23 protein-coding genes are annotated in these 26,474 nt (G+C 55.9%); 12 read left to right on the top strand and 11 right to left on the bottom strand.

Annotated elements, in window-relative coordinates; translation table 11 throughout:
* Nucleotides 1-33 precede the first annotated feature (33 nt).
* From ssuB to ssuE, 5 genes are read right to left on the bottom strand one after another with little or no spacing between them, the layout of a single operon-like run.
* Nucleotides 34-822 carry an aliphatic sulfonates ABC transporter ATP-binding protein gene (gene ssuB, locus F3I47_RS04250; protein WP_150029717.1) on the bottom strand — a complete coding sequence of 263 codons (789 nt, stop codon included), beginning with the start codon at nucleotides 820-822 and terminating at the stop codon, nucleotides 34-36.
* Complete coding sequence (gene ssuC, locus F3I47_RS04245) at nucleotides 819-1,610, bottom strand: aliphatic sulfonate ABC transporter permease SsuC (RefSeq protein ID WP_150029716.1); 792 nt, start codon at nucleotides 1,608-1,610, stop codon at nucleotides 819-821. Before ssuC ends, ssuB begins: the two co-directional genes overlap by 4 nt.
* Before the next feature lie 10 nt (nucleotides 1,611-1,620).
* Nucleotides 1,621-2,769, bottom strand: a complete 1,149-nt coding sequence (ssuD, locus tag F3I47_RS04240; protein ID WP_111209024.1) for an FMNH2-dependent alkanesulfonate monooxygenase — start codon at nucleotides 2,767-2,769, stop codon at nucleotides 1,621-1,623.
* 9 nt (nucleotides 2,770-2,778) lie between these two features.
* On the bottom strand, nucleotides 2,779-3,732 hold the full coding sequence (locus tag F3I47_RS04235) for a sulfonate ABC transporter substrate-binding protein (protein ID WP_009091067.1): 954 nt from the start codon (nucleotides 3,730-3,732) through the stop codon (nucleotides 2,779-2,781).
* A 10-nt stretch (nucleotides 3,733-3,742) separates the two neighbouring features.
* On the bottom strand, nucleotides 3,743-4,294 hold the full coding sequence (gene ssuE, locus F3I47_RS04230) for an NADPH-dependent FMN reductase (RefSeq protein ID WP_009091065.1): 552 nt from the start codon (nucleotides 4,292-4,294) through the stop codon (nucleotides 3,743-3,745).
* Between the two features lie 738 nt (nucleotides 4,295-5,032).
* On the opposite strand from ssuE, the gene F3I47_RS04225 reads away from it, so the two are divergent.
* The 4 genes from F3I47_RS04225 (at nucleotide 5,033) to F3I47_RS04210 (ending at nucleotide 9,258) form a co-directional block, all read left to right on the top strand.
* Nucleotides 5,033-6,013, top strand: coding sequence for a glycosyltransferase family 2 protein (locus F3I47_RS04225; RefSeq protein ID WP_140028306.1), 981 nt, complete (start codon nucleotides 5,033-5,035; stop codon nucleotides 6,011-6,013).
* A 102-nt stretch (nucleotides 6,014-6,115) separates the two neighbouring features.
* Complete coding sequence (locus tag F3I47_RS04220; RefSeq protein ID WP_009091062.1) at nucleotides 6,116-7,417, top strand: flippase; 1,302 nt, start codon at nucleotides 6,116-6,118, stop codon at nucleotides 7,415-7,417.
* Nucleotides 7,418-7,551: 134 nt separating this feature from the next.
* The gene (pyrD, locus tag F3I47_RS04215) at nucleotides 7,552-8,562 is read left to right on the top strand and encodes a quinone-dependent dihydroorotate dehydrogenase (protein WP_150029715.1); all 1,011 of its coding nucleotides are present in this window, start codon (nucleotides 7,552-7,554) and stop codon (nucleotides 8,560-8,562) included.
* Nucleotides 8,563-8,715: 153 nt separating this feature from the next.
* Nucleotides 8,716-9,258, top strand: a complete 543-nt coding sequence (locus F3I47_RS04210) for a cell division protein ZapC (RefSeq protein WP_150029714.1) — start codon at nucleotides 8,716-8,718, stop codon at nucleotides 9,256-9,258.
* Here F3I47_RS04210 and F3I47_RS04205 read toward each other — a convergent pair whose 3' ends face one another.
* A complete protein-coding gene (locus F3I47_RS04205; protein WP_150029713.1) occupies nucleotides 9,259-10,368 on the bottom strand; it encodes a YcbX family protein in 1,110 nt (369 codons plus the stop codon).
* Between the two features lie 111 nt (nucleotides 10,369-10,479).
* Between F3I47_RS04205 and rlmKL the strand changes: the two genes are divergently transcribed.
* The 6 genes from rlmKL (at nucleotide 10,480) to rmf (ending at nucleotide 18,442) form a co-directional block, all read left to right on the top strand.
* Nucleotides 10,480-12,594: a bifunctional 23S rRNA (guanine(2069)-N(7))-methyltransferase RlmK/23S rRNA (guanine(2445)-N(2))-methyltransferase RlmL gene (gene rlmKL, locus F3I47_RS04200; protein ID WP_009091055.1), complete on the top strand. Its 2,115-nt coding sequence runs from the start codon at nucleotides 10,480-10,482 to the stop codon at nucleotides 12,592-12,594.
* Between the two features lie 6 nt (nucleotides 12,595-12,600).
* Complete coding sequence (locus tag F3I47_RS04195; protein ID WP_009091054.1) at nucleotides 12,601-14,517, top strand: ABC transporter ATP-binding protein; 1,917 nt, start codon at nucleotides 12,601-12,603, stop codon at nucleotides 14,515-14,517.
* A gap of 14 nt (nucleotides 14,518-14,531) precedes the next feature.
* Nucleotides 14,532-15,800, top strand: a complete 1,269-nt coding sequence (pqiA, locus tag F3I47_RS04190) for a membrane integrity-associated transporter subunit PqiA (protein WP_150029712.1) — start codon at nucleotides 14,532-14,534, stop codon at nucleotides 15,798-15,800.
* Nucleotides 15,787-17,430, top strand: a complete 1,644-nt coding sequence (pqiB, locus tag F3I47_RS04185; protein WP_009091050.1) for an intermembrane transport protein PqiB — start codon at nucleotides 15,787-15,789, stop codon at nucleotides 17,428-17,430. The genes pqiA and pqiB overlap by 14 nt, the downstream gene beginning before the upstream one ends.
* Nucleotides 17,427-17,996 carry a membrane integrity-associated transporter subunit PqiC gene (gene pqiC, locus F3I47_RS04180; protein ID WP_150029711.1) on the top strand — a complete coding sequence of 190 codons (570 nt, stop codon included), beginning with the start codon at nucleotides 17,427-17,429 and terminating at the stop codon, nucleotides 17,994-17,996. The genes pqiB and pqiC overlap by 4 nt, the downstream gene beginning before the upstream one ends.
* Nucleotides 17,997-18,274: 278 nt before the next feature.
* A complete protein-coding gene (gene rmf / locus F3I47_RS04175; RefSeq protein WP_008925875.1) occupies nucleotides 18,275-18,442 on the top strand; it encodes a ribosome modulation factor in 168 nt (55 codons plus the stop codon).
* A gap of 68 nt (nucleotides 18,443-18,510) precedes the next feature.
* On the opposite strand, the gene fabA is transcribed toward rmf, so the two are convergent.
* Together fabA and F3I47_RS04165 are read right to left on the bottom strand one after the other, a co-directional pair.
* Complete coding sequence (fabA, locus tag F3I47_RS04170) at nucleotides 18,511-19,029, bottom strand: bifunctional 3-hydroxydecanoyl-ACP dehydratase/trans-2-decenoyl-ACP isomerase (protein WP_009091047.1); 519 nt, start codon at nucleotides 19,027-19,029, stop codon at nucleotides 18,511-18,513.
* Nucleotides 19,030-19,097: 68 nt separating this feature from the next.
* Complete coding sequence (locus F3I47_RS04165; protein ID WP_150029710.1) at nucleotides 19,098-20,966, bottom strand: Lon protease family protein; 1,869 nt, start codon at nucleotides 20,964-20,966, stop codon at nucleotides 19,098-19,100.
* Between the two features lie 53 nt (nucleotides 20,967-21,019).
* Here F3I47_RS04165 and matP point away from each other — a divergent pair, with 53 nt between their 5' ends.
* Nucleotides 21,020-21,487, top strand: coding sequence for a macrodomain Ter protein MatP (matP, locus tag F3I47_RS04160; RefSeq protein ID WP_009091043.1), 468 nt, complete (start codon nucleotides 21,020-21,022; stop codon nucleotides 21,485-21,487).
* 95 nt (nucleotides 21,488-21,582) lie between these two features.
* On the opposite strand, the gene ompA is transcribed toward matP, so the two are convergent.
* Both ompA and sulA read right to left on the bottom strand, forming a co-directional pair.
* Entirely contained in the window at nucleotides 21,583-22,653 is a 1,071-nt protein-coding gene (gene ompA / locus F3I47_RS04155; RefSeq protein ID WP_150029709.1) for a porin OmpA, read from the bottom strand.
* A 351-nt stretch (nucleotides 22,654-23,004) separates the two neighbouring features.
* Nucleotides 23,005-23,496 (bottom strand): SOS-induced cell division inhibitor SulA, encoded by a 492-nt coding sequence (gene sulA / locus F3I47_RS04150; protein ID WP_111208080.1) that lies wholly within the window; start codon nucleotides 23,494-23,496, stop codon nucleotides 23,005-23,007.
* 210 nt (nucleotides 23,497-23,706) lie between these two features.
* Here sulA and F3I47_RS04145 point away from each other — a divergent pair, with 210 nt between their 5' ends.
* The gene (locus F3I47_RS04145) at nucleotides 23,707-24,336 is read left to right on the top strand and encodes a TfoX/Sxy family DNA transformation protein (protein ID WP_150029708.1); all 630 of its coding nucleotides are present in this window, start codon (nucleotides 23,707-23,709) and stop codon (nucleotides 24,334-24,336) included.
* Here the strand turns inward: F3I47_RS04145 and yccS are convergent.
* Entirely contained in the window at nucleotides 24,333-26,474 is a 2,142-nt protein-coding gene (gene yccS / locus F3I47_RS04140; RefSeq protein WP_369750594.1) for a YccS family putative transporter, read from the bottom strand. The genes F3I47_RS04145 and yccS overlap by 4 nt on opposite strands.

Below are 26,474 nucleotides of genomic sequence, written 5' to 3'. Positions count from 1 at the left end.
AGGCGGAGCGTCTGAGACGGCCTCCGCCTTTTTTTAGCGCTGCTGCGCCAGTCGCACCGGTGGAGTGCGTTCTGTGCGCTGCATCACCCGATCCAGCACCTCCGCTTCCAGCTCGGCAAGTCGTGCCGATCCCCGGCGTCGCGGCCTGGGCAAATCGACCTGAAGATCCAGCCCGATCTCTCCCTCCTCAATCAACAGCACCCGATCCGCCATCACAACCGCCTCACTGACATCGTGCGTGACCAGCAGCACGGTAAAGTGATGCTGCTGCCACAGCGACTCAATCAGTCCCTGCATTTCGATGCGGGTCAGGGCATCCAGCGCCCCCAGTGGCTCATCCAGCAGCAACAGACCGGGACGATGGATCAGCGCCCGGGCCAGCGCAACCCGCTGTTTCTGGCCTCCCGACAGCGCGGCAGGCCACTCATCAGCCCGATCGGCAAGTCCGACTGCCGCCAGGGCATCCCGCGCCGCGCTGCGCCATTCGCGTCCGCGCAGCCCCAGGCCGACGTTATCGATCACTTTTTTCCACGGCAGCAGTCGCGCATCCTGGAACATCAGACGGGTATCGTCGCGCGCCGACTGCAACGGTGCATTGCCCGCCAGCAGCTCACCGCTGGAGCAGTGCTCCAGCCCGGCCAGCAGGCGCAGCAGGGTACTTTTGCCACAGCCGCTGCGGCCCACGACCGCCACAAACTGACCGGAAGGGATATGCAGGTCAATTTTATTGAGAATGGTGCGGTTGCCATACTGTTTGCTGACGCCGTTGACGCCAACCGGGGTGCCGGTGTTGAGGCGTGCCGGTGAGAGAATCGGACTCATGCGTTCTCCTCCTTTAATTGATAAGCGGGATGCCAGCGCAGCCAGACACGCTCCAGCAGCAGCGCGGCGACATCCGCCAGCTTACCGAGCAGGGCGTAGAGAATGATGGCGACCACCACCACATCCGTCTGCAGAAATTCCCGCGCATTCATCGCCAGATAGCCGATGCCGGCGTTGGCGGAAATGGTCTCCGCGACGATCAGCGTCAGCCACATCAGGCCGAGGGCGAAACGCACGCCGACCATGATATTCGGCAGCGCGCCGGGCAGGATCACCTGGATAAACAGACTCCAGCCGGAGAGGCCGTAGCTGCGGGCCATCTCAATCAGCCCGCGGTCAATATTGCGGATGCCGTGATAGGTGTTGAGGTAGATAGGGAAGAGCGTGCCCAGCGCCACCAGGAAAATCTTGGCCGACTCATCAATACCGAACCAGAGGATCACCAGCGGGATCAGGGCCAGATGCGGCACGTTGCGCAGCATCTGAACCGAGGTATCGAGCAGACGCTCACCGGTTTTTGAGGTGCCGGTAATCAGTCCAAGTATCAGACCGATGGAGCCGCCGATAGCGAAACCGACCAGCGCCCGCCAGCTGCTGATCGCCAGGTGCTGCCACAGTTCGCCGCTAACCGTCAGCCGCCAGAAGGTGGTCACGATTTTCTCCGGCGCGGGCAGAATGCGGGTTGATAACCAGCCGGTTTGTGAGGCAATCTGCCACACCACGATCAGCAGGAGAGGCAGCAGCCACGGCACCAGCGTATCGGCAAGACGTTTTCGGGTTCTGGCCATTCTGCTCTCCTCAGCCCCGGGCGACTTTTTTCTCAGGGGTAAAATCGTTGGCTACCGCTTCACCGTGCGCCTGAACAACGCGAGGCTGAGGGACCAGCGGCACCTGCAGGTCGAGATGCGGGAACAGGAGTTCCCCGACGCGATAAGCCTCTTCCAGATGTGGGTAGCCTGACAGAATAAAGGTCTCGATACCCAGCGCTTCATACTCTTTGATCCGGGCGGCAACGGTCGGGCCATCACCCACCAGCGCGGTTCCGGCACCGCTGCGCACCAGACCGACACCTGCCCAGAGGTTCGGGCTGATTTCGAGCTTGTCGCGGCGACCCCCGTGGAGCGCGGCCATGCGACGCTGTCCGACAGAATCGGCGCGCTGGAATGCCGCCTGCGCTTTTGCGATGGTGGCGTCATCCACATTGGCAATCAGCCGGTCAGCCGCCTGCCAGGCCTCTTCATTAGTTTCTCGCACAATCACATGCAGACGAATACCAAACCGCACGGTCCGGCCCTGAGCGGCCGCTTTCGCGCGCACCTGCTCAATCTTCTCTTTGACCTGCGCAGGCGGCTCGCCCCAGGTGAGGTAGACATCAACCTGCTCCGCGGCCAGCTCCTGCGCCGGTTCTGAGGAGCCGCCAAACCAGAGCGGCGGACGAGGCTGCTGGACCGGTTTAAACATCAGCCGCGCCCCGCGAACGTGCACATGCCTGCCTTCATAGTCGACGGTTTCCCCCTCAAGGACCCGACGCCAGACGCGGGTAAACTCGGCGGACTCCGCGTAACGCTCGCGGTGATCGAGGAACACCCCGTCGCCCGCCAGCTCTTCCGGATCGCCGCCGGTCACCAGGTTGAACAGCGCCCGCCCGTTAGAGAGGCGATCCAGGGTGGCGGCCTGACGGGCGGCCTGCGTCGGTGAAATCACACCCGGCCGCAGCGCCACCAGAAACCGCAGACGCTGAGTGACCGGAATCAGCGAGGCGGCCACCAGCCAGGCATCTTCACAGGAGCGGCCGGTCGGGATAAGGACGCCGCCAAAGCCAAGACGGTCAGCGGCCTGCGCCACCTGCTGCAGATAGGCGTGATCAACCGGTCGCGCCCCTTCGGCCGTGCCAAGATAGTGTCCGTCGCCATGGGTTGGCAGGAACCAGAAAACAGATACGCTCATTGTTGCTCCTTATTGCGTGACGGTGTGGGGATGCCAGAGACGATCCTGAATCGTCACTTTGACTGGCAACAGATGATTGGCATAAAAGAGATCGGCGGTGCGCTGCTGCGCGGCGGCCGTTTCGGCACTGACCGGTGAAATGCGGGTCGGCGGCCGGTGATCCAGATAGCTGGCGATAACCGGTTCGGGCAGGCCCATCGCCTGAGCCAGCAGGGTGGTACTCTGCTGCCGCTGGCTGATGGTGAGCGCATCGGCCGCACTGAACGTGTCGAGCACCTGCTGAATAAAGGCGCCATGGGCTTCGGCATAGCTGCGGGTCGCTAAATAGAACGAGCCGGTCAGGTTGAGCGAGCTGCCATCGATCAGCAGGCGCGAGTTACCCTGCTGGAGCACGGAGGAGTAGTAGGGGTCCCAGATAGCCCAGGCATCAACGTTGCCCTGCTGGAAAGCGGCGCGGGCATCGGCGGGCGTCAGATAGACCGGCGTAATATCGTTAAAGGAGAGTCCCGCCTGCTGCAGCGCGCGCAGCAGCAGATTGTGCGAGCTGGAGCCTTTCTGGAAGGCGACTTTTTTCCCTTTCAGATCCGCCACCTGTTTCAGGGGGCTGTTTTTCGGCACCAGAATCACTTCTGATTTCGGTTTCGGCGGCTCAGAACCTACGTAGAGCAGATCAGCGCCCGCGGCCTGCGCAAACAGCGGCGGAAGGTCGCCGGTGCTGCCGAGATCGATGCTGTTCACATTCAGCGCTTCCAGCATCTGAGGGCCCGCCGGGAACTCGACCCACTTAATATGCGTATGGGGAAAACGCTTCTCCAGTAACTGATGCGACTTTGCCAGCACCATGCTGACTGAGCCTTTCTGATAACCGATACGAATTTCAGCCGGGTCGGATTCGGCGGCCTGAACCTGAAGGCCCGCCAGCAGAAGTCCCGCAACCAGCCACTTTCCTAATCTCTGCTTCATTGCTCTTTCCTTAAACCGCTTGCGCAACGGGGTGGTGGTGACGGGTCAGCGCCAGCCAGAAGGCGGAAACCGCTTCATCCAGACGCTCTGCCAGAGAGGCCTGCAATTCAGGCTGCCGGTCATAATGAACCACCTGATGATCCTCGGCATAAACGCCGTGCAGAATCTCCTGCGCCTTCAGGGCATTGAGAACCGGCTTCAGGGCGTAGTCGAGCGCCAGCATATGACCGGCACTGCCGCCGCTGGCCAGTGGCAGCACCACTTTATGTTCCAGCGCGCGTTCCGGCAGCAGGTCAAGCAGGGTCTTCAGCGCCCCCGAAAATGAGGCTTTATAGATCGGGGTCGCCACAATCAGCCCATCCGCTGAGGCCAGGTCCTCGCGTAATGCCAGCAGGGCAGGCGCATCAAAGCGCGCATTGATCAGATCGTCAGGCTGAAAGTTGTGAATATTCCAGGGAATGACTTCAACGCCACGCGCCTCCAGCTTGTGCTGACACAGCGTCAGCAGGGAAGTTGAGCGGGAGGGGAACCGTGGGCTGCCTGCCAGCGTAATAACTCGCATCATCACTCCTTATAACTAAAAGTTATTGATTATCAAATGTTGAGAACTTATGCCTTCATACTGTCAGAGCAGGGCAGTGGGCTTAAATGATTTATCCGGCAAAGTAAGCGTAAAAACTGCAAATAGAAGCGGCAGAAACCGGGGCGCATCCGGGGACATTCCGAATATTCTTAATTTCAGGGCAAACAGAGAAACGATTCATTAAGGAGGGTGATACAAGATTGCGAAAACAGGCGGAATGCCCGAAAAAAATCGCTCTCGTCTGATTGCCTGAACATTCTGATTGTGGCCAACAACTTCATTAAGCGCAGCGGCCGGGTCAGAAGCAGCACGGAAACTGACTGGTGGTGAGCTTCCTTCGTCTGTTATTAGGATTTATGCCATAAGGCAGAGTGTAATAAAAATGAAGCAATGGTGACGTTTTTCACGGATTCAGACGTTCGCTTACAGATTCCTGAATCTGGTTACGTCTGCTTTATCACCTATTTTTAAATCAATCCTCAACGGTTTTAACATTGCAGCAGGATATTGATGCACGTCTTTTAACAGTGATAGTCCTGTGAAACGTTAAGATATTTTTTACGACTGGTCTTTTTTTACGAAGCCGGTTTAAGATAATCGGGCTGAATCAAAGAAACAGAATATCAGCCTCTCACTCTTTTCATCGCTTCGCCTCTGGTCAGGACCTGCATCAGGCAGGTGAATCGTTTTGTTATTTTTAACAGCTGAGAATTACCTATGTCTGACATCCTGTTATCCGTAATTATTCCAACCTACAACGTTGAGAAATATATTGTCGAGTGCGTTGATTCCTTATTGCGCCAGGTTAAATCTCCCAATGAAATTCTCATTGTGAATGATGGCTCCACCGACGGAACGCTGGCCTTACTTGAACAGAATTATGCGCATCTTTCTCAGGTGAAAATAATTACTACGGAAAACGGCGGCGCCGGTCGTGCTCGCGATGTGGGCATTGAGCAGGCCAGAGGCCAGTTCCTCTTTTTCTGCGACCCGGATGATGTCGTGGTTGATGGGCTGGTGGCGGAACTTGCGACGGTCGCGGAACAGCACCCGGAAACCGACCTGTTCTGTTTCAACTCCTGCGTTTTTCGGGATGGGCAGATTGATGTCACCTCACCTAAAGTCAGACACGAAATTTTTGGCCAGCAGAAATCGCAGGAGGTCTTTTTGCATCTGCTGCGAAACGGCAGATATACCTCGGCGGCCTGGAGTTATATCGTCAGTAAGCGAATTGTCGAGCAGCATAAATTACGCTTTGTTGGACGCGTTCATGAAGATCACAACTTCACGCTCTCCGTGTTTGTAAAAAGTCAGCAGGCCTGGGTCAGCCGTCAGGTTTATTATAAACAGCGTATCCGTAATGGCTCGCTGACCAACAGTACCAAAAGTAATGAGTTTTTCTACCAGCGTTATAACGCTTTTATGCACGCCTACAGTACGTTAAACAGCTCGATCACGAAATCCGCCTGGCGCAGTTCGCTGGAGAAAGCCTATTTAGTTCATTCGTTTCGCCTGATGATCTACCTGTCACTCTATAATGGCACCCCCGTGCCGGAATATGTCCTGAATGCCATCCGCTTCCTGGGCCGTAATGTCAAAACAGAAAACGTCAAGGAGTGGCTACTGTTCAATCGCCCTGAACTCTTTATTGCGTTACAGCATTACAAAGTTAAAAAAGAGCTCAGTCGTGCCGCCTGATCCTGCAAAAGCAGCCGGATTCTGAAAAATTTGAAGCGATATTGTTTATGCCTTAGCGAAATGAGAAGGTGAGACATGCAATGTGTATAAGGTTGTTGCGTCATGGCAAAAGTACTCGATAAAAGTCTGATTATTAATATTTTTTCACTGCTGGCGTATCGCGGCGCGTCGTTTCTGTTTCCGCTGGCTACGCTGCCCTATCTGGCCCGTGTTCTGGGGGTAGAACAGATGGGTACGCTGGCGCTGGCGATCGCCTGCGTGCTCTATTGCAGCACCATCTCCGACTGGGGATTCAATGTCTTTACCACCAAAGATATTGCTCACCATCGTGACGACAAGGAGCGTGTCAGTCAGCTCTTCTGGTCCACCTTCAACGCCAAGCTGATGCTGCTGCTGCTGACCAGTGGCACGCTGCTCACCGCCACCTGGTTTAATCCCGCCTGGCACTCACTGTTCTTTATTGTGCTGGCGAACTGCACGACGCTGGTTGGCTCGCTGTTTTCCTTTGGCTGGCTCATGCAGGGCTTTGAGAAGCTGGGCAAAACCGCAGTTATTGCCACCTTCGGAAACTTCTGCGCCATTCCGCTGACCTTTTTGCTGGTGAAATCTCCGCAGGACACCTGGCTGGCTGCGCTGATCCCTGGCGTCGTCTCCATGATCAGTGCGGCGATAACGCTGAAGTTTGTGCTGGAGATGAAAGTCATTGGCCATTACCGCTTTGAACCGCGTGAAATTAAACAGCGCATCACCGACAGCATGGATGTCTTTATTGCCATTGCCGGGGCCAACCTGTTTAACAGCGTCAACGTGGTGATCCTGGCGACCTTTACCTCTACCTATATGGTGGGGATCTATAACGGTGCCGATCGCCTGCGTAAAGCGGCAAACTCCGTGCCGGAGCAGATCGGGAGCGCCTTCTTTCCGCGCGTCAGCCACCTGTTCGGCCGGGATAAACGCGCCGCGATTGCCGCAACACGCAAAAGTCTGCTGCTCTCATTCTCTCTGAGTCTGTCGATTGTCATCTTTACCTGGTTTTTTGCTGACCTTGTCGTCTCGATTTTACTGGGTAAAGACTTTATTCCGTCGGCGGATGTGCTGCGCGTCTTTGTACTCTGCTTCCTGTTTGGCAACATCGCCTATCCGGCCGGATTACAGATCCTGATCCCACACGGCCTGGCGCGCCAGCGTATGTGGGTCATGATGGCGGCGGGGGTGATTAACGTACCGCTCTGCTGTTTCCTGGCCTGGAAGTTTGGCGCAATCGGCGCGGCATGGTCGATGGTGGGCGCGGAAGCGTTTGTCTGTCTCGGCATTTTTGGCATCATGCATCGTCACGGTATCCTGCGGGAATATCTCTTTCCCTCTCAGGTGGAAAATCGCCCCGTAAACGATTCCGCTGCGTAAGATCAAAGCAAGGTGACTTAACTTCCCGCCTTTCCGCCCTTCGATTTACTTTTGCGCCAGAGCACTTTACCATTCTGGCGCACAATTTCCCGTGCACCGACTTTCACGATTGCTTCCGTCCTTCAGGAGAGTGCATGTTTTATCCTATCGTCCGACTGGCGCTGTTTAAACTCGACCCCGAACGCGCGCACGAACTCACCTTTCAGCAACTGCGCTTTATGAATGGCACCCCGCTGGAACGGTTTTATCGCCAGAATCTGCCGTCGCGTCCGGTCACCTGTATGGGACTGACCTTTAAAAATGCCCTTGGCCTGGCCGCGGGCCTGGATAAAAACGCGGAGTGCATTGACGCCTTTGCGGCGATGGGCTTCGGGTTTGTTGAAGTTGGCACCGTCACGCCGCGCGCTCAGGCAGGCAATGATAAGCCGCGCATGTTCCGACTGGTTGAAGCGGGCGGGATTATCAATCGCATGGGATTCAATAATCTGGGGGTCGATCACCTGGTCGAAAACGTGAAAAAAGCGCGTTTTAACGGCGTACTGGGGATTAATATCGGCAAAAATAAAGATACGCCGGTTGAGCAGGGAAAAGAGGATTACCTGATCTGCATGGAAAAGGTGTATGCCCACGCCGGTTATATCGCCATCAATATTTCCTCACCTAACACTCCCGGTCTGCGCTCACTGCAATATGGTGAGGCTCTGGATGATCTGCTTTCCGCCATTAAACAGAAACAAAAAGCGCTGGAACAGCGTCATCTCAAATATGTTCCGCTGGCCGTAAAAATTGCTCCGGACCTCTCTGAAGAGGAGTTAATTCAGGTAGCGGACAGTTTAGTACGTCACCAGATTGATGGCGTGATTGCGACGAATACCACGCTCGATCGCTCCCTGGTAACGGGTCTTAAGCATGCTGAGGAAGCCGGTGGCTTAAGCGGACGGCCTGTCCAGTCGCGCAGCACGGCGGTCATTCAGCGCCTCTCACAGGAACTGCAGGGACGCCTGCCGATTATCGGCGCAGGCGGCATTGATTCTCTGACCGCTGCGCGTGAAAAGATTGCGGCAGGGGCCACGCTGGTTCAGATCTATTCAGGCTTTATTTATCAGGGGCCAGGATTAATTAAAGATATCGTCACACATCTCTAAGACAATTCTCACAATGCTTCGCCGGGGGGTTTATTTATCCCCTCGGCTCGTTTATATTTTGTCCTGTTGCACGATTTTTCAGCTTTTCCTTATATTCTATTTTCGCTGAATTCTGCGTGACGTATGGCGCAGCGGTAAAAGACAGGGCAGACGATGAACATTAAACCCGACGATAACTGGCGTTGGTATTTTGACAACAGCCACGACCGAATGATGCTCGACCTGGCAGACGGTATGCTTTTTCGCTCCCGCTATTCCCGCAAAATGCTCACGCCCGATGCGTTCTCAGAGTCGGGTTTCTGTGTTGATGATGCCGCCCTCTATTACACCTTTGAAGAGACCTGCCGTCAGTGCAAACTCAGTGGCAGCCATCGCGCTGAACTGGTGCTGAATGCCCTGGTCGCCGCGCGCTTCCTGAAACCGCTGATGCCGAAAAGCTGGCACTTTACCGCGTATGCCCCGGCTATGCAGCCGCGGCCCGGTGAGATGGTGCAGGTTACGCTGGCAGAAGAGGGAACGCAGGCGCGTCTGCTGGTGGTTGAAAGCGGCAGTAACGCGGCGCTCTGCCTGCTGGCTCAGCCAGCACTGACGCTGGCCGGCAAAAATATGGTGCTCGGCGATGCCATCAAGGTGATGAACGACCGCCTGCAGCCCTGGTATGAGGATGTCGCGCCGCGCTATGCCCGCGCGGTCTGACTACTTCAGTTCGACATCGCCTGCCGGAATACAGCTGCAGCTCAGCAGCGTTCCGTCCTGACGCACGGCGCCTTTCTTCAGCGCTTTGACTTCGCCCGACACCAGATTCAGCTTACAGCTGCCGCACAGTCCCGCACGACAGGAGTAGGGGATACGAAATCCCTGCATCTCCAGCTGATCCAGTAACACCTGCTGATTATCCCCGCGGAAGGTCTGTCCCTGAAAGGTGATAGCCACGGCATCAGGGGTCTGCGGCTGCGGTTTCAGCGTCTCAATGACCTCTCCGGCACCGTAGAGGCGCGGAGCATGGCGCTTCAGGATCACCATTTCGTCACCGGCACGTACCACACCCTGATTACGGGCCACCAGATTCAGGCCAAAATCGATATCCCCGCTGCCATCCTGGGCGCTGCGGAACGTCTGCAGAGTGGCGAGCGGATGACCGGCAGGATGTTTGCGTCCGGTTTCGGGGCTGACCGTGGTCAGCACGCAGCGACTGCAGGGTTTCGGCACTTCAAAGATGACTTCACCTATCCGGATCTCCGCCCAGCTGTCTTCATCCCATGCAGCCGCACCGCTCACGACCAGATTGGAACGAAACTGTTCGGCACGTACGCTGGCCGGGCAGCGCTGTTGCAGGTCATGCAGCGAGGCGGTGTTCACCAGCAAAAACGGATAGCCATCGGCAAAACTCAGCGGGACATGGTCAAATGCTTTGACCCGGCGACGGGGTTCAGGTCCGACCCAGCGCAGCTGGACGTCACGGGGAAAGAACTGGCTCAGCCACTGATTAATGGCGGGCGGGGCGATGCGTGCGCCGAAGCGATTGCCCCAGACCTCGGTCGGGTGTTCCTGCTCCCCGAAATCGCTGAAGCGGATAAGCATGTGACTGCCGTCAGGCGCGTCCAGTAACAGCCCCTCAGGTAAAATAGCGGGTGTAAAGCGCACCATCTCCGGATGCTGCCGGGCGGTAATAAAGGTGCCGTCAGGTTCCGTCACCATAAACAGACGATCAAAAGCCAGCCCGCTGCCAGAAACCCGGGCGTGTGACAGTGCCAGCCCCCGCATCGACTTCACAGGATGAATAAATAAGCGGGAAAGCGTGATCATGGTGTTCTCCTTGAAACCCGACGCGCAAGACAAAAGAAGCTAACTTTATGACATAGGTCTGTGATTCGCTATAATGCGCGACAATTTTCTCAAGAGTTAAAAAGTGACGATATGAATTCTCTGTTTGCCAGCACGGCGCGTGGGCTCGAAGAGCTGTTAAAAAGTGAGCTGGACGCGCTGGGCGCGCAGGATTTGCAAGTGGTGCAGGGAGGCGTTCACTACGAAGCCGACGATCGCGTCATGTACCAAAGCCTGATGTGGAGCCGTTTAGCATCACGCATCCTGTTGCCGCTGGGAGAGTTTGGTGTCTATAGCGACCTCGATCTCTATCTGGGTGTGCAGGGCGTGGACTGGCCGTCCATGTTCGGCAGCGACAAAACCTTTGTCGTCCATTTCAGCGGCACCAATGACTCGATTCGCAACAGCCAGTTTGGTGCGCTGAAAGTCAAAGACGCCATTGTGGACAGCTTTACCCGTAAGAATCTGGAGCGTCCCAATGTCGATCGTGAGCAGGCGGATATCCGTATCAACGTCTGGCTGAATGACGATCGCGCCAGCATCGCGCTGGATCTGAGCGGCAGTTCATTGCATCAGCGTGGCTATCGCCAGCAGACCGGTCAGGCACCGTTAAAAGAGAATCTGGCGGCGGCGATTGTGCTGCGTTCTGGCTGGGAGCCATCCACCCCGCTGATCGATCCGATGTGCGGTTCAGGTACGCTGCTGATTGAAGCTGCGCTGATCGCCTGCGATCGTGCGCCTGGCCTGCTGCGCCGTCACTGGGGCTTTATGGCCTGGAGCCAGTTTAATGCTGCGCTGTGGCAGGACGTGAAAAACGAAGCGCATAATCGTGCCCGCACCGGCACGGAGAATACGCAGGCGCGCTTCTTTGGCTATGACACGAACGGCCGGGTGCTGGAGTGGGCGCAGGCGAATGCCCGCCGTGCGGGTGTGGAAGAGCTCTTTACCTTTGCACAGCAGGATCTGCTGAAACTGACCAATCCGGTGGATGCGGCGGTTCACGGCACGGTGCTGAGCAACCCCCCTTACGGTGAGCGCCTGGAGAGCGAACCGGCGCTGATCGCGCTGCACAGTCAGCTTGGACGCCTGATGAAACAGCATTTTGGCGGCTGGAAGCTTTCCCTGTTCAGCGCTTCACCTGAGCTGCTGAGCTGCCTGCAGCTGCGCGCCGACCGTCAGTTTAAAGCCAAAAACGGCCCGCTGGATTGCGTGCAGAAAAACTATCAGCTCGCGGTGAACAGCAGCGAAAGCGCCGGACAGATTGCGGAAGATTACGCAAACCGTCTGCGTAAAAACGTGAAGAAGCTGGAGAAGTGGGCGCGTCAGGAAGGCATTGAATGCTACCGCATTTATGATGCCGATCTGCCAGACTACAACGTGGCTGTTGACCGCTACGCTGACTGGGTGATTATCCAGGAGTATGCGCCACCGAAAACCATCGATCCCAACAAAGCGCGTCAGCGCCTGTTCGATGTGATCAGTGCGACGCTCACCGTACTGGCGTTGCCTGCAGACCGTCTGATTATGAAAACCCGCGAACGTCAGAAGGGCAAAGCGCAGTATCAGAAGCTGAGTGAGAAGGGCGACTATTTCGAAGTTAAAGAGTTTAATGCGCGTTTCCTGGTGAACCTGACCGACTATCTCGATACCGGTCTGTTCCTCGACCACCGCATTGCCCGCAAAATGCTCGGTAATATGAGCAAGGGTAAAGATTTCCTGAACCTGTTTGCTTACACCGGCACCGCCAGTGTGCATGCCGGTCTGGGCGGGGCACGCTCGACCACCACGGTCGATATGTCACGCACCTATCTGGAGTGGGCGGAACGCAACCTGCGTCTCAACGGGCTGACCGGTCGTCAGCACCGTCTGATGCAGGCGGACTGCCTGAGCTGGCTGCATGAGAGTGATGAGAATTTTGACCTGATCTTTATCGATCCGCCAACTTTCTCCAACTCCAAGCGTATGGAAGAGAGCTTCGACGTTCAGCGCGATCATATGATGCTGATGCGTAACCTGAAGCGCCTGCTGCGTCGCGGCGGCACCATCATGTTCTCCAACAACAAACGCGGTTTCAAAATGGACATGGATGGCCTGAAATCTCTGGGCCTGCAGGCGCAGGATATTACCCAGAAAACGCAGTCGCAGGATTTCGCGCGCAACCGACACATTCACAACTGCTGGCTGATCACACACGCCGGTAAGGAATAAGATTACATGTCATTAATCAGTATCCACGGCGCATATCTCTCCTTCAGCGATGCGCCGCTGTTAGACAACACCGAACTGCATATCGAAGAGAACGAGCGCGTCTGTCTGGTCGGCCGTAACGGTGCAGGTAAATCCACCCTGATGAAGATCATCAACGGTGAACAGCCCCTGGATGATGGTCGCATTATTTATGAAACCGACCTGGTCGTGGCGCGTCTGCAACAGGACCCCCCACGCAATATTACCGGTTCGGTCTATGACTTCGTGGCTGAAGGCGTTGAAGAGCAGGCAGAGCATCTGAAAGCCTATCACGCCATTTCCCATCTGGTAATGGACGATCCAAGCGATAAAAACCTCAATGAGATGGCGCGTCTGCAGAGCATTCTCGACCATCAGAATCTGTGGCAGCTGGAAAGCCGCATCCATGATGTGCTGGAGCAGATTGGCCTGAAGCCCGATACCGAGCTTTCATCGCTTTCGGGTGGCTGGCTGCGTAAAGCGGCGCTGGGCCGTGCGCTGGTGAGCAATCCGCGCGTTCTGATGCTGGATGAACCGACGAACCACCTGGATATTGAAACCATCGACTGGCTGGAAACTTTCCTGAAGAATTTCAGCGGCAGCATCGTCTTTATCTCCCATGACCGTTCGTTTATCCGCAACATGGCGACGCGGATCGTCGACCTTGACCGCGGCAAACTGGTCTCCTGGCCGGGCAACTACGATCAGTATCTGGCGGGTAAAGAGGAAGCGCTGCGCGTCGAAGAGATGCAGAACGCGGAGTTTGACCGCAAGCTGGCGCAGGAAGAGGTGTGGATCCGTCAGGGCATTAAAGCCCGTCGTACCCGCAATGAAGGTCGCGTGCGTGCGCTGAAAGCCCTGCGTCGTGAGCGTTCTGAACGCCGTGAAGTGATGGGCAAAGCGAACATGCAGGTGGGCGAAGCCTCCCGCTCGGGCAAAATTGTCTTTGAACTGGAAAATGTCGATTACGCGGTCGATGGCAAAGTGCTGGTGAAGGACTTCTCTTCCCAGGTGCAGCGTGGCGATAAGATTGCTTTGATCGGGCCAAACGGCTGCGGTAAAACCACACTGCTGCGCCTGATGCTGCAACAGCTTAAGGCCGATCATGGCCGCGTGCATTCCGGCACCAAGCTGGAAGTGGCCTACTTTGACCAGCACCGTGCGGAGCTGGACCCGGATCGCACCGTGATGGACAACCTGGCCGAAGGCAAGCAGGAAGTCCTGGTCAACGGTAAACCGCGCCACGTTCTGGGTTATCTGCAGGACTTCCTGTTCCACCCGAAACGGGCCATGACCCCGGTGCGCGCGCTCTCTGGTGGTGAACGTAACCGCCTGCTGCTGGCGCGTCTGTTCCTGCGTCCCAGCAACCTGATGATTCTCGATGAACCGACTAACGACCTCGACGTCGAAACGCTGGAACTGCTGGAAGAGCTGATTGATGGTTATCAGGGCACGGTACTGCTGGTCAGCCACGATCGTCAGTTCGTCGATAATACCGTGACCGAGTGCTGGATTTTCGAAGGGAATGGCGAGATTGGCACCTTTGTTGGCGGCTACCACGATGCACAACAGCAGCGTGCAGCCTACCGGCAGCATAAGGCCTCAGCCCCAGCCAGAGCGGCAACCAGCACCGCAAAGCCCGCCGCAGAGAAGAGCGAGGCGAAGCGTAACGTGAATAAACTCAGCTATAATCTGGCGCGTGAGCTGGAACAATTGCCGCAAAAACTGGAGCAGCTTGAAGCGCGCATCGGTGAACTGCAGGCGAAGATGAGTCATCCGGACTTTTTCAGTCAGCCACACGATCAGACGCAACCGGTGCTGGATAATCTTGCTCAGACCGAGCAGGAGCTGGAAACCGCGTTTGCGCGCTGGGAAGAGCTTGAGTCACTGAAAAACGGCGCGTAGGGCAGGGCTAACGGATGTGTTCAGCAGTGAAAAGTAACGCGTGGATGCTCTGTCCACAGTGCGATTTAACGATCAGGCTGCCGGACATTCCCGTTGGCAGCCGGGCATCATGCCCGCGCTGCCACACTGCTCTGACGGCGAACTGGCATGAACCGCGTAAACGACCAACGGGCTACGCGCTGGCAGCGCTGTTTATGCTGGTGCTGGCGAACCTGTTTCCATTCGTCTCCATGAAGGTGGCCGGGCTGACCAGTCAGATCACCCTGATGCAGATACCCAGAGTGATGGTGTCGGAAGATTACAGCAGTCTCGCCACGCTGTTTCTGCTGTTCGTGCAGGCGGTTCCCGCCTTCTGCATGATAACCATCCTTCTGCTGGTCAATCCGATACCGTTACCCACATCGCTCAGAGTGGGTCTCGCCCGAATCCTGTTTCATCTGCGCAACTGGGGCATGTCAGAAATCTTCATGGCTGGCGTGCTGGTCAGCTTCGTCAAGCTGATGGCCTATGGTGAAATCGGACTGGAAACAAGCTTCTGGCCCTGGGTCCTGTTCTGTCTGCTGCAGTTGCGTGCCTTTCAGTGCGTCGATCGGCGTGCGCTGTGGGATCGCCTCTCACCCCGACCCGCACTGCCGCATGCGCCCGAGGTGGGCGTCAGTGGCCTGGCGCAGGGCCTGCGATCCTGTCCCTGCTGCACCGCCATTCTGCCTGCGGATAAGCCCGTCTGTCCGCGTTGTGGCGTCCAGGCGCAGGCCCGGCGTAAGCACAGCCTGCAATGGACGCTGGCGCTGCTGCTCACCTCGGTGCTGCTCTACATTCCGGCTAACCTGATGCCGATTATGGTCACGGAGACGCTGGGCAGCGCCTATCCCTCCAATATCATGGCGGGGGTGATTGTGCTGTGGGCTGATGGCTCCTATCCGGTGGCGCTGGTGATCTTTATCGCCAGCATCATGGTGCCGACGCTGAAAATGCTGGCCATTGGCTGGCTCTGCTGGGATGCCAGCGGACGCGGACGGCGGGACAGCCACAAAATGCATAAGATTTATGAAGTGGTCGAGTTTGTTGGCCGCTGGTCGATGATCGACGTGTTTGTGATTGCCGTGCTCTCTGCGCTGGTGCGTATGGGGCAATTAATGAATGTGTATCCCGCGTGGGGGGCAGTTCTGTTTGCGATGGTGGTGATCATCACCATGATCGCTGCCATGACCTTTGACCCGCGATTACTCTGGGATCGTGCACGTGAAAACACAATGAAGGAGTCGCGCCTTGACGGAAACTAACCACGGCCATGCAAAGGTGGAACAGATTAAGCGCTGGTCGCCGGTCTGGATTGTCCCCATCGTCACGCTGCTTATCGGCGGATGGATCCTCTTCTATCACTTCAGCCATCAGGGGCCGGAAGTGACATTAATTACCGAAAACGCTGAGGGCATTGTGGCGGGTAAAACCACCATTAAAAGCCGCAGCGTGGATGTCGGTGTGGTGGAAAGCGCGGTGCTAAGCGACGATCTCCATCATGTGGAAATTAAAGCGCGCCTGAACGCGGGCATGGACAAGCTGCTGCACAGCGACAGCGTGTTCTGGGTCGTGAAACCGCAGGTGGGCCGTGAAGGTATCAGCGGCCTTGGCACGCTGTTGTCAGGCGCCTACATCGAACTGCAGCCCGGCACGAAAAACCAGGCACCTGAGCAGTACAAGCTGCTGGATGCTCCGCCGCTGGCGCCACCGGATGCTAAAGGGATCCGCATCATACTGGACAGCAAAAAAGCCGGTCAGCTTAATCCGGGCGATCCGGTTCTGTTCCGCGGCTACCGGGTCGGTACAGTGGAAACCAGCTCGTTTGACACCGATAAACGCATGATGACCTATCAGTTGTTTATTGCCGCGCCTTACGACCGCCTTGTGACCACCAACGTGCGTTTCTGGAAAGACAGCGGCATCGCCGTGGATATGTCCGCGTCAGGCATGCGGGTCGAAATGGGATCGCTGACCACGCTGTTCAGTGGCGGTGTCAGTTTCGATGTGCCGGATGGCTGGGATCTGGGTGAAGCGGCGACAAATCATGCCGACTATCATCTGTTTGACGATCAGCGCAGCATTCAGGATTCGCTCTACACCAATCACGTCGACTATGTGCTCTTCTTCTCAGACTCCATTCGCGGTCTGCAGGCTGGTGCACCGGTTGAATTCCGCGGCATTCGCCTCGGTACCGTGTCACAGGCACCGCTGATGAAAGCGGGTCTGGATCAGGCACTGAACAACGATTACCGCGTTCCGGTGCTGATTCGCATTGAGCCGGATCGCTTTATCAGCCGACTGGGCGAGAATTTCGATCTGGAGCAGCATCTGCAGGATGGGAAGAAACGTGGCCTGCGTGCTACGCTGAAAACCGGCAACCTGCTGTCGGGTGCGCTCTATGTCGATCTCGACTTCTATGACAATGCGCCAGCCTACAAAGGCCCGCAGAAAGTCTCAGGCTATGAAGTGATCCCAACCGTCAGCGGCGGACTGAGCCAGATTCAGCAGAAACTGATGGCGGCCCTGGATAAGATCAACAGCCTGCCTCTGAACGGCATGGTCAATGAAGCGACCGGTACGCTGAAAGAGAGTCAGAAGACGATGCGCGATCTGCAGCGCACTATCGACAATATCAACAAAGTGACCGCCAGTCCGGCAATGAAGACCCTGCCGGAAGATCTGCAGCAGACGCTGCGTGAGCTGAATCGCAGCATGAAAGGACTGCAGCCCGGTTCGCCTGCTTACAGTAAGCTGGTCGGGGATATGCAACGACTGGATCAGGTGCTGCGTGAACTTCAGCCGGTACTGAGGACACTCAACACCAAGAGCAATGCGCTGGTATTTGAGGCGAAACCGGGACAGGATCCCCAGCCGAAGAGGGCGAAACAGTGAAAAAAGGATTGATACTTTGTGCCGCGCTGGTGATGAGCGCATGCAGCAGCAGCATTGACAATACCTGGTATCAGCTGCCCTCCGGGGCGGCTTCCATGCAGGTCAGCAGCAGCCAGATGAACGAAGCTCAGCCGATGCTGTGGGTGCAGCAGGTGACGGTGCCGGATTATCTGGCCGGCAACGGGCTGGTCTACCAGACCAGTGACGTCAAATATGTCATTGCCGCCAACAACCTCTGGGCCAGTCCGCTTGATCAGCAGCTGCAGCAGACGCTGATCACCAATCTGAGCAAGGCGCTGCCTGGCCAGCTGGTAGCCGGATCGCCGCTGGGCGCGCAGCACGACACGCTGAATGTCACTATCACAGGCTTTCAGGGGCGCTACGACGGCAAGGCGATTGTCAGCGGTGAATGGACGCTGGAGCATCAGGGCCGTCTGACCAAACAGGCATTTAATATTGTCCTGCCGCAAACTGAAGATGGCTACGATGCCATGGTCAGAACGCTGGCCACCGGCTGGCAGCAGACGGCGCAGCAGATCGCCAATAATGTGGTTGCGCTAAATTAAGAATATTATGAATAAATAAGCTAAGCCCCTGATGAAATGTCGCGATATAACGGCATGATTCAGGGGTTTTTTATTAGCTTAATCAGGGCGATAGTGTTGCCATCTCCATCACAAAACTGCGCTTTCTTTTCCGATTAAGGTCACATTTATGACAGTGGCATGAAGATTGCGCATTGATCTTTAGGTGCGCAGGGGGTAGAACGTAAGAGTGGTTGAACATTAATTCACCACTTTTCTTTCCACCAGATTCCACAGACCTTACATGAGGGACACGGAGTATGAAGAGACAGAAACGAGACCGCCTCGAACGCGCCCATTCACGTGGTTATCAGGCAGGTATTACTGGACGCTCAAAAGAGATGTGTCCGTATCAGTTGATTGACGCTAAGTCTCACTGGTTGGGAGGTTGGCGACAAGCCATGGAGGACAGGTCGGTAGCAGCATAACCGGATGTCACTGAAAAAGGAAAATAACCTCCGCCTGGCGCGGAGGTTTTTGTTTCTGTGCAGAATGCTCAGAATGCCGCGGTGTCTTTGAACAGACCCACTTTGAGATCGCTGGCGGTGTAGATCAGATTACCGTCAACCAGCACTTCGCCATCTGCCACGCCCATCACCAGCTTGCGGTTGATCACGCGTTTGAAGTGAATGCGGTAGGTGACTTTCTTCGCGTCCGGCAGGACCTGACCAGTGAATTTCACTTCACCCACGCCCAGCGCACGACCTTTACCTTCGCCGCCCAGCCAGCCCAGATAGAAACCTACCAGCTGCCACATGGCATCCAGACCCAGGCAACCTGGCATCACCGGATCGCCGATAAAGTGGCAGCCGAAGAACCAGAGATCGGGATTGATATCCAGTTCTGCTTCAACAAAGCCTTTGTCATATTTGCCGCCGTCTTCGGTCATTTTGACCACGCGGTCCATCATCAGCATGTTGCCGGAAGGAAGCGGCGGACCATTTTCGCCAAACAGTTCACCACGACCTGACAGAATCAGATCTTCTTTGGTATAGGATTCGCGTTTATCTACCATGTTTTCAATAAGCCTTGTTTTAGTGAATCACGAATATTAGCGAACAGTTGTACGCTGAGCAAATCGGATTAACGCTGGTTGAACCAGTTAAGCCAGCGCAGCGCCCAGGGACGTTGCGGGACATCCGGCTGGTTGAACAGGCTGATGCGTTCCTGGATGGTGTGCAGCAGGCAATCGCCCTCGCCATCTTCCGTACGCCATATTTTACCGGTCAGCAGTGGCAGCGCCTCATCAGCACGTTCTACAGCCCAGATGTGGAAACGGCCCTGTTCTACCGCACTGACCACTGCCTGGCTGAGGCTGAGATGACGCACATTACAGGCCGGGATAATGACGCCCTGCTGGCCGGTGAGTTCACGCTGATGGCAGATCTCGAAGAAACCTTCAATCTTCTCATTCAGGCCGCCTACCGGCTGGACGTTGCCGAACTGATCAACCGATCCGGTGACGGCAATCTGCTGATTGATTGGCTGGTTAGCCAGCGCGCTGATCAATGCACAGAGCTCGGCCAGAGAGGCGCTGTCGCCATCAACCTCAGAGTAGGACTGCTCAAATACCATTGACGCTGAGAAGGGCAGTTGCTGATCGAGCTCCAGCTCTGCAATCAGGTAAGCCTGCATGATCATCATGCCTTTAGCATGGATATTGCCGCCTAGCTCCGCCTTACGCTCAATATCCATGAACTCCCCATCACCGGGGTGAACGACGCAGGTAATCCGTGTCGGATCGCCCCAGGCGCGGGGATGGCCAGGATATTCAACGACCGAGAGGCCGTTGATCTGACCGACCACTTCGCCTTCGGTTTCAATCAGAATCTGTCGCAGCAGGATTTCATCCCGCATCCGCTCATTGAGATAGTTCTCACGCCATAAGCGGGCTTCCAGTGCGTCGCGAAGCGCTTCGGCATTGAGCGTATCACCCATCAGGGCTGACTCGCGCATCTGGCGCTGCAGCCAGCGCGGACAGAGGGGCAATGTCTCCTGGTCGCCGCTATAGCGGACACCCTCTTTAATCAGTTCCGGCCAGAAGTCCGCTTCCGGAACCGGCAGACCCGCCTGACGCGCCAGCTCTTCGTTCCAGCGACACCAGGCCAGCATGTCATCTTCATCCAGAATCTGAATGTTCTCTTCAAATTCGGTATAAATCGCCATTTCATGCGCTTCAGGATCGAGCTCCTGAAAATCGGCCAGCACCTCGCGATCTCCGCACAGCACCAGATTCAGCCTGAGCGGCACAGGCGGAACAGAAACGGGCAGGGGCCGGCGCTCGTCCTGGGAAGTCCACTCCACGTAGCCCTGCTCAATCGCTTTTTTCAGGCGCAACCAGAGGATCGGCTGGGTCATAAGGCTTCGCAGTGAGAGCACCAGCGTACCGCCATTGGCGCGATGGATCAGGCCCGGCTCAGGCTGGAGGCGATCTTTATACTGGCGTACGCAGCCAAACAGCTGCTCCATCTCAACCCATTCATCAAAATGAATACCACCCTGACTGGTGAACGGGCGCTGAGGATCGGAGGGCGGCTGGAGCGTGATAGTGTCACCCATGATATGGTAATCACCGCCGTACAGCGTGGTACTGTCGGGTATCACCCGCTGCGCTGCCTGGGCAATGAAGGTCAGATAATCGCGATTCTCCTGGCTTCGAACCAGCAGTAACGGGAATCCCTGCGACTGATGATGTAAATGCGCCAGCGCATTCAGCAACCGGGGCTGTACCGTTGCCAGAGCATCAGTTTCTTCATCAGCAATTCGGGAGAAAACGGATTGGTATGGTGCGCTATCCGGCTGTAGGGTCTGCCACGTAAGTTGGGTGCTGGTCAAAATAATCGCATTTATCTGTTTTAAGAAAAGCGAGATTATACAGTATTCACCCTGGTTAAGCACTGCAGACTTCCTGGTGAAGTTGTGAAGCTGACAGCATGTTTTTCGTTGCTGCATCCGGGAAAAAAGCTGTTATTCTTAGCTCGTTACGTGATCACGATGAGATTCCGATGAAATACCAGCAACTCGAAAATCTTGAAAGTGGATGGAAGTGGAAATACCTGGTGAAAAAACATCGGGAAGGTGAACTGATCACGCGTCACCTTGAATTGAGTGCGGCGCAGGCGGCAGTCGATAAACTGCTGGCGATGGAAAATAATCCGGTGACGGTGAATGAATGGATTGCTGAACATATCCATGCCGATCTTGATAACCGGCTGAAACAGACCATTCGCGCACGGCGGAAACGCCATTTTAATGCAGAACATCAGCATACCCGAAAAAAATCGATCGACCTGGAGTATCTGGTCTGGCAGCGACTGGCCGGACTGGCACAGCGGCGCGGCTGTACCCTCTCTGAGACCATTGTTCAGCTGATCGAGGATGCGGAACGTAAAGAGAAATATGCTACGCAGATGTCGAGTCTGAAGCAGGACCTGCAGGCGATTCTGGGTAAATCAGGTTCAGAAAACGACTAGCCGGGCAGGTGGAGCAGGGTGGCCAGCTCCGAACATCCCTTTCTTACCGGTAATAAAAAACCCCGCCTGAGCGGGGTTTTTTATTACGTGTTAACTTAAGCCTGTGGCTGAGTTACAACGTCTTTGATGCCTTTAACGTCGATTTCTACGCGACGGTCCGGCGCCAGGCAGTCGATCAGGGCGTTACGGCCTTTCACGCTGTCACAGGTGTTGCCGGTGACTGGGTTAGATTCACCCATGCCACGTGCAGAGATCTTGTTAGAAGGAATACCTTTAGAAACCAGGTAATCTACGACTGACTGAGCACGTTTCTCAGACAGTTTCTGGTTGTACTGCTCTGAACCGATACGGTCAGTGAAGCCCAGTACGACAACGGAACCATCTTTAGGATCCATTGAGCTCAGCTGGCTGTACAGCTGATCCAGAGCCTGCTGGCCTTCTGGCTTCAGGGTCGCTTTGTTGAAGGTGAACAGAACGTCAGACTTCAGAGTGAAACGCTTGGTTTCAACAACGGGTGCTGGAGCTGGGGCCGGAGCCGGAGCTGGTGCAGCGACGTCATCCTGACCGAAGCGGTAAGAAACGCCTACGCTCAGCATGCCGTTGTCTGGACGTGCACCAACGGTCTGTGCATCACCGATGTTGTTAACCCACTGGTAGTCCAGGCGGGTAGCCCAGTTTTTGGTCAGTGCGTATTCAACACCTACAGCAGCCAGCGGAGATACGCCGGTGTCGTGGTCGCTGATGCGGCCAGTAGTTGGGTTAGTCTGAGTTGAATCTGCACGCCATACCATGCCGCCCAGACGGGTGTACACGTCCAGATCGTCATAGATTGGGTAGCTCAGTTTAGCTGCCAGCTGAACGCCCTGCGCTTTGAATGCGCCGTTAGTCACGGTGCCTTTGTTAGGCATGCGACCCAGCCAGTCATAGCCCAGCTCGAAACCCAGGTATGGGTTTGCCTGATAACCAACGAACGCACCTGCGCCCAGCTGGCTTTCATGAGTTGGACCGTTGTTGTTCTCATAACCGTTACCGTAGTAACCAGTGTCGTGATACTGAGACCAGCCCAGTTTAGCACCGGTGTACCAGGTGTCATCTTTAGGAGCGGCCTGCGCTACGGTAGCGAAGCCAGCCAGTGCCACTGCAATTGCGATAGCTGTCTTTTTCATTTTGCGCCTCGTTATCATCCAAATAGGCAATGAGCAAAAAGGTTGCTCTTGGTTTAAATCCTTCGCCGGGTCAAAACGCTCGCTTATGACTCTACCGCAAAAAAACGGAGGTTATTGAGCACCCTGGCGAGATAAAGTCTACAACGAGATTGGAAACTTACAAGTATGATGTGAGGCGCTTCTGTAAAAAAACAGCGATTTATACACAATTTCTAACAATTAGCTTGGTAGTATTGTCGCGGCAGCAAGCCTGAAAAACCTGCTAAACCATTGTCAATGCTCGAACTAACAGAATCAGTGGTTTAGCGACGACAGATAAGAAAAATAGCTTGAGAAACTTCTTATTTTTACTTAATGAAACAAATCCGACTGAATTTTTATGGGGTTTTGTGGTCTGAGAGGCGCTTCCGATGTCCCGCCTGAACGCAAAATCAGCCCCAGCGCTTCACCCTCTGCTGCCGCATTTTCCAGTTGACGACGCTCATCTTCATCCAGCTCGTAGGGGATCCATGCCAGTACCACGCTGTAATTGCCTGTGCGTAACGCCCTGACCATCGCCTCAACCGCATTCAGTCGTTCTGAATCGGCGATGTGCATGCTTTTATTCAGCGGTAATCCCGATTCCTGCAGCCAGGCGCGATTCAGCTTATGCGCGGGGGTTAACCACAGCTGCCAGCGTGACTGCTGACTCAATTGCTGCAATAACGGTAGCAGTAACATCTGCATCATTCCGGGCTGCTCACTGTAACGTAACTCTGTAATTCCACCAGGCTGAGCCGCCGGAACAGAAGAGGACGCATAACGATGAGCATAGCGTGCATTATCAGGATGTTGGGTTCGCATAAGTTAATCACCAGCAGTTGACTGTATGAATATACAGTACTGTCATCCTGGATAAAGATCAACCCAAATTTCTGAAAACGCCTCGCAAAAACGCGACAAGATTAGGCGAACCACTATTTATTCGTTGAACCCGCTTACGCTTTTTCCTATCTTCTAATTGCCTGATACCCAAGGCAATTTACGGTCTGTTTCTGACATGGAGGTGGTACAATGAAAAAGGTGAATCCGGTTGTAGAGCGCTCCAGAGCGCATCTGGCCCCACTGGGAGCCATTGAGTCCCGTACCCAATTTGGCGGGTATGCACTGGCGGTAGAGAGTGTGGTTTTCGCGTTAATTAATCAGGGTGAGCTCTACCTGCGCGCCAGTGAACCCCTGCAGGCGTACATCACCGATCGGCCTCTGCAGCCGCTGGTGTTTCGCAAGCGGGGGAAGCTGGTCAGTCTCAATTACTACCGCGTCGATGAGACGTTATGGCGCGATCCTGAGCATCTGCTGGCGCTCTCCGCCGCCTCACTGGAAACGGCGCAGCTGGAGCTGCAGGACAGGCAGGGTTCACCGCGACTCAAAGATCTGCCCAACCTCAGTGTCCGTCTGGAGATGATGTTGTATGACGCGGGTATCATGAGCGTCAATCATCTTTACCAGATGGGGGCCAAACAGTGCTGGCTGAAGCTGAAAGCCATCAACCAGCACGTCGGATTTCAGACATTGCTGGCGCTGCAGGGCGCAATCACCGGTCATCATGCTGCTGCACTGCCGCAGGCAACCCGGGCCGAGCTGAACGCCTGGTTTCAGCGTACGCTGTTGTCTGACACAGCGTCCGGAAGCAGCAAAGGTTAGTCGGCGAGTAGCGTGCGGCGCAGGCGAGCCATTTCAGGCATCAGTGCCACCAGCAGCCCGAGTTGCTGGAGCACCAGTGGCGCACGCGTGTCTGCATCCGCGGCCAGCTGGCTGATGCGCTGAGCTAACGGCTGGCGCATCGCCTCTGCCTGTTCGTCACTGACCACCTCCGTCTGCAGCACATCCTCCACGTAGCAGACGGTGTCATCCAGCAGCGTGAGGAGTGCCGGGTCGCTGATCTTATCGCGGTGAGCACCCAGCGCAGAGATGTAACTCAGAAACGAGTGGTTAGAACAGAGCAGCTGAAAAGCGGATTCACGCAGTTTCTGGCTGGTGCGACTTTCACTGCTCATATTTGACACCACAGAGGCCAGCTCAGCATCGGCATTGTGCGCATCACGACGCGCAATGCGATAGGCGAGTCGGTTGTCTTTGCCCTGATGGTACTGCTCCATGATGGCGTCAAGATAACGACAGTTCGCCTGCAAAGTCCGTTCTGCCACGGCCGGTAACTGACGGAAACGCCAGTCAGGCCAGATAAAGGCCACAGCCAGCCAGGCCAGCCCACAGCCCAGTAAGGTATCCACCACCCGTGGCAGGGCGACCTCAAATCCTTCACCTAACAGATTGAAGCAGAGCAGCACCAGCAGCGTAATAAACAGCGTGGCCTGCGCATACTGGACCTGTCTGAAGGCAAAAAAGAGCACGCCGGAGATAACGATCAGGATCAACTGACCTTCTATGGAGGGCACCAGCCATAAAACGGGCAGGCCAATCGCAATACCGGCCAGCGTCCCGCCGATACGCAACGCCAGGCGTCGCTGCGTTGCATTGTAGTTAGGCTGACAGACAAACAGACTGGTCAGCAGAATCCAGTAACCGCGTTCCAGTCCGGTCACCTGAATAAAACCGTAGCCGATACAGAGCACCACAGACATCCGGACAGCATGCCGGAACAGCGCCGACGCGGGCGTGAGATGCCGGCTGAAGCGCAGCCGGATATCACTCCAGCCACTCAACCCTTCACGCGACAGCAGATTGTCACTGTGCTGAGTGTCTTCCCCTGACAGGGTCTGTTCAGATTCAATCGAAGCGAGTTGAGCGTCGATGGCACGCAGATTACGCAGCAGCCAGAAGAGCGCACGCGTATGGGCGGCTTCCGGTTCACGCTGCTCCAGACGCTCTATGGCTTTCTGCAGACGTTCAAATGCGCGCTCAAACCGGCTGTCATGCACCCATCTTTCGCGCATCAGGATGCAATGCGCCAGCTGCCGACACGCCTGAGCCTGCATATTCAGCAGTCGCTGGAAGCGAAACAGAATTTCGTTATAGCGCCAGTCACCCCGCAGCAGGTGATATTGCAGGTGAGATGAGCTGGCCCGTTCATGAATGTCCTGCGCCACAAAGTAGTAGTGGAGGCTGCGGCGGGTTCCGCGTGAGCCGCGATCGCCGCGCAGACGACTCTGCAGCGTGGTTTTGGTCAGGTTGAGCTGGGCCACTAACTGGCTGTTGACCATTGCCGCCTCAACAAAGGCGGCATCATCCTGTTCACCCGCATCCGGGTCGAACAGATTCGCTTTCGCATCCAGATAACGCGCCAGTTGTGAAAAACTGCCGGCCAGCTGCTCCTGCACCGGTCGCACCGGGAACATCAGGTGACCCAGCAGTGTCAGCAGGTTGTACCAGAGCGCGCCGACCAGCAGCAGGATCGGCTGCATGTACCACTGACTGAACAGCCCGATGCCAAGCATGGTGTAGACCGCAATCAGCAGCGCGCCAAAGGCGATCGTCGCGTAACGCTGACCCAGCGCGCCCAGCAGAATAAAACCCCAGGTTGAGATCGCGAGGCCAGCGATAAAGGCCAGAGGCCAGGGAAACAGTAACTCGACGGAAACTGAGGCGATGCAGAAGCAGAGCAGGGTAATCAGCAGATTCTTCAGGCGACCCGCCAGACGATCATCGAGATCGGCCAGCGCCGCCGCTACCACACCCAGCGTCAGCGGGATGGTCCACTCAATCTGGTGCAGCCACCAGGGAATGGCGGCGCATCCGCTCAGCGCAAACAGGATGCGCAGCAGATAGCGCCAGGCGCTGTTAAACAGATATTTGCGCCAGCCCGGCAGCGTAGCTGACATCAT

Source organism: Pantoea sp. M_10 (genome assembly GCF_008631515.1).
Classification (GTDB): Bacteria; Pseudomonadota; Gammaproteobacteria; order Enterobacterales; family Enterobacteriaceae; genus Pantoea; species Pantoea anthophila.
The sequence above is the reverse complement of the archived record's forward strand: the minus strand, read 5'-3'. Positions and strand labels throughout refer to the sequence as shown.

What these genes read in the sequence shown, in the direction of transcription:
- ssuB (WP_150029717.1), bottom strand. Translation starts at nt 822, where the DNA reads ATGAGTCCGATTCTCTCACCGGCACGCCTCAACACCGGCACCCCGGTT.
- ssuC (WP_150029716.1), bottom strand. Translation starts at nt 1,610, where the DNA reads ATGGCCAGAACCCGAAAACGTCTTGCCGATACGCTGGTGCCGTGGCTG.
- ssuD (WP_111209024.1), bottom strand. Translation starts at nt 2,769, where the DNA reads ATGAGCGTATCTGTTTTCTGGTTCCTGCCAACCCATGGCGACGGACAC.
- F3I47_RS04235 (WP_009091067.1), bottom strand. Translation starts at nt 3,732, where the DNA reads ATGAAGCAGAGATTAGGAAAGTGGCTGGTTGCGGGACTTCTGCTGGCG.
- ssuE (WP_009091065.1), bottom strand. Translation starts at nt 4,294, where the DNA reads ATGCGAGTTATTACGCTGGCAGGCAGCCCACGGTTCCCCTCCCGCTCA.
- F3I47_RS04225 (WP_140028306.1), top strand. Translation starts at nt 5,033, where the DNA reads ATGTCTGACATCCTGTTATCCGTAATTATTCCAACCTACAACGTTGAG.
- F3I47_RS04220 (WP_009091062.1), top strand. Translation starts at nt 6,116, where the DNA reads ATGGCAAAAGTACTCGATAAAAGTCTGATTATTAATATTTTTTCACTG.
- pyrD (WP_150029715.1), top strand. Translation starts at nt 7,552, where the DNA reads ATGTTTTATCCTATCGTCCGACTGGCGCTGTTTAAACTCGACCCCGAA.
- F3I47_RS04210 (WP_150029714.1), top strand. Translation starts at nt 8,716, where the DNA reads ATGAACATTAAACCCGACGATAACTGGCGTTGGTATTTTGACAACAGC.
- F3I47_RS04205 (WP_150029713.1), bottom strand. Translation starts at nt 10,368, where the DNA reads ATGATCACGCTTTCCCGCTTATTTATTCATCCTGTGAAGTCGATGCGG.
- rlmKL (WP_009091055.1), top strand. Translation starts at nt 10,480, where the DNA reads ATGAATTCTCTGTTTGCCAGCACGGCGCGTGGGCTCGAAGAGCTGTTA.
- F3I47_RS04195 (WP_009091054.1), top strand. Translation starts at nt 12,601, where the DNA reads ATGTCATTAATCAGTATCCACGGCGCATATCTCTCCTTCAGCGATGCG.
- pqiA (WP_150029712.1), top strand. Translation starts at nt 14,532, where the DNA reads ATGTGTTCAGCAGTGAAAAGTAACGCGTGGATGCTCTGTCCACAGTGC.
- rmf (WP_008925875.1), top strand. Translation starts at nt 18,275, where the DNA reads ATGAAGAGACAGAAACGAGACCGCCTCGAACGCGCCCATTCACGTGGT.
- fabA (WP_009091047.1), bottom strand. Translation starts at nt 19,029, where the DNA reads ATGGTAGATAAACGCGAATCCTATACCAAAGAAGATCTGATTCTGTCA.
- F3I47_RS04165 (WP_150029710.1), bottom strand. Translation starts at nt 20,966, where the DNA reads ATGCAGCAACGAAAAACATGCTGTCAGCTTCACAACTTCACCAGGAAG.
- matP (WP_009091043.1), top strand. Translation starts at nt 21,020, where the DNA reads ATGAAATACCAGCAACTCGAAAATCTTGAAAGTGGATGGAAGTGGAAA.
- ompA (WP_150029709.1), bottom strand. Translation starts at nt 22,653, where the DNA reads ATGAAAAAGACAGCTATCGCAATTGCAGTGGCACTGGCTGGCTTCGCT.
- sulA (WP_111208080.1), bottom strand. Translation starts at nt 23,496, where the DNA reads ATGCGAACCCAACATCCTGATAATGCACGCTATGCTCATCGTTATGCG.
- F3I47_RS04145 (WP_150029708.1), top strand. Translation starts at nt 23,707, where the DNA reads ATGAAAAAGGTGAATCCGGTTGTAGAGCGCTCCAGAGCGCATCTGGCC.
- yccS (WP_369750594.1), bottom strand. Translation starts at nt 26,474, where the DNA reads ATGATGTCAGCTACGCTGCCGGGCTGGCGCAAATATCTGTTTAACAGC.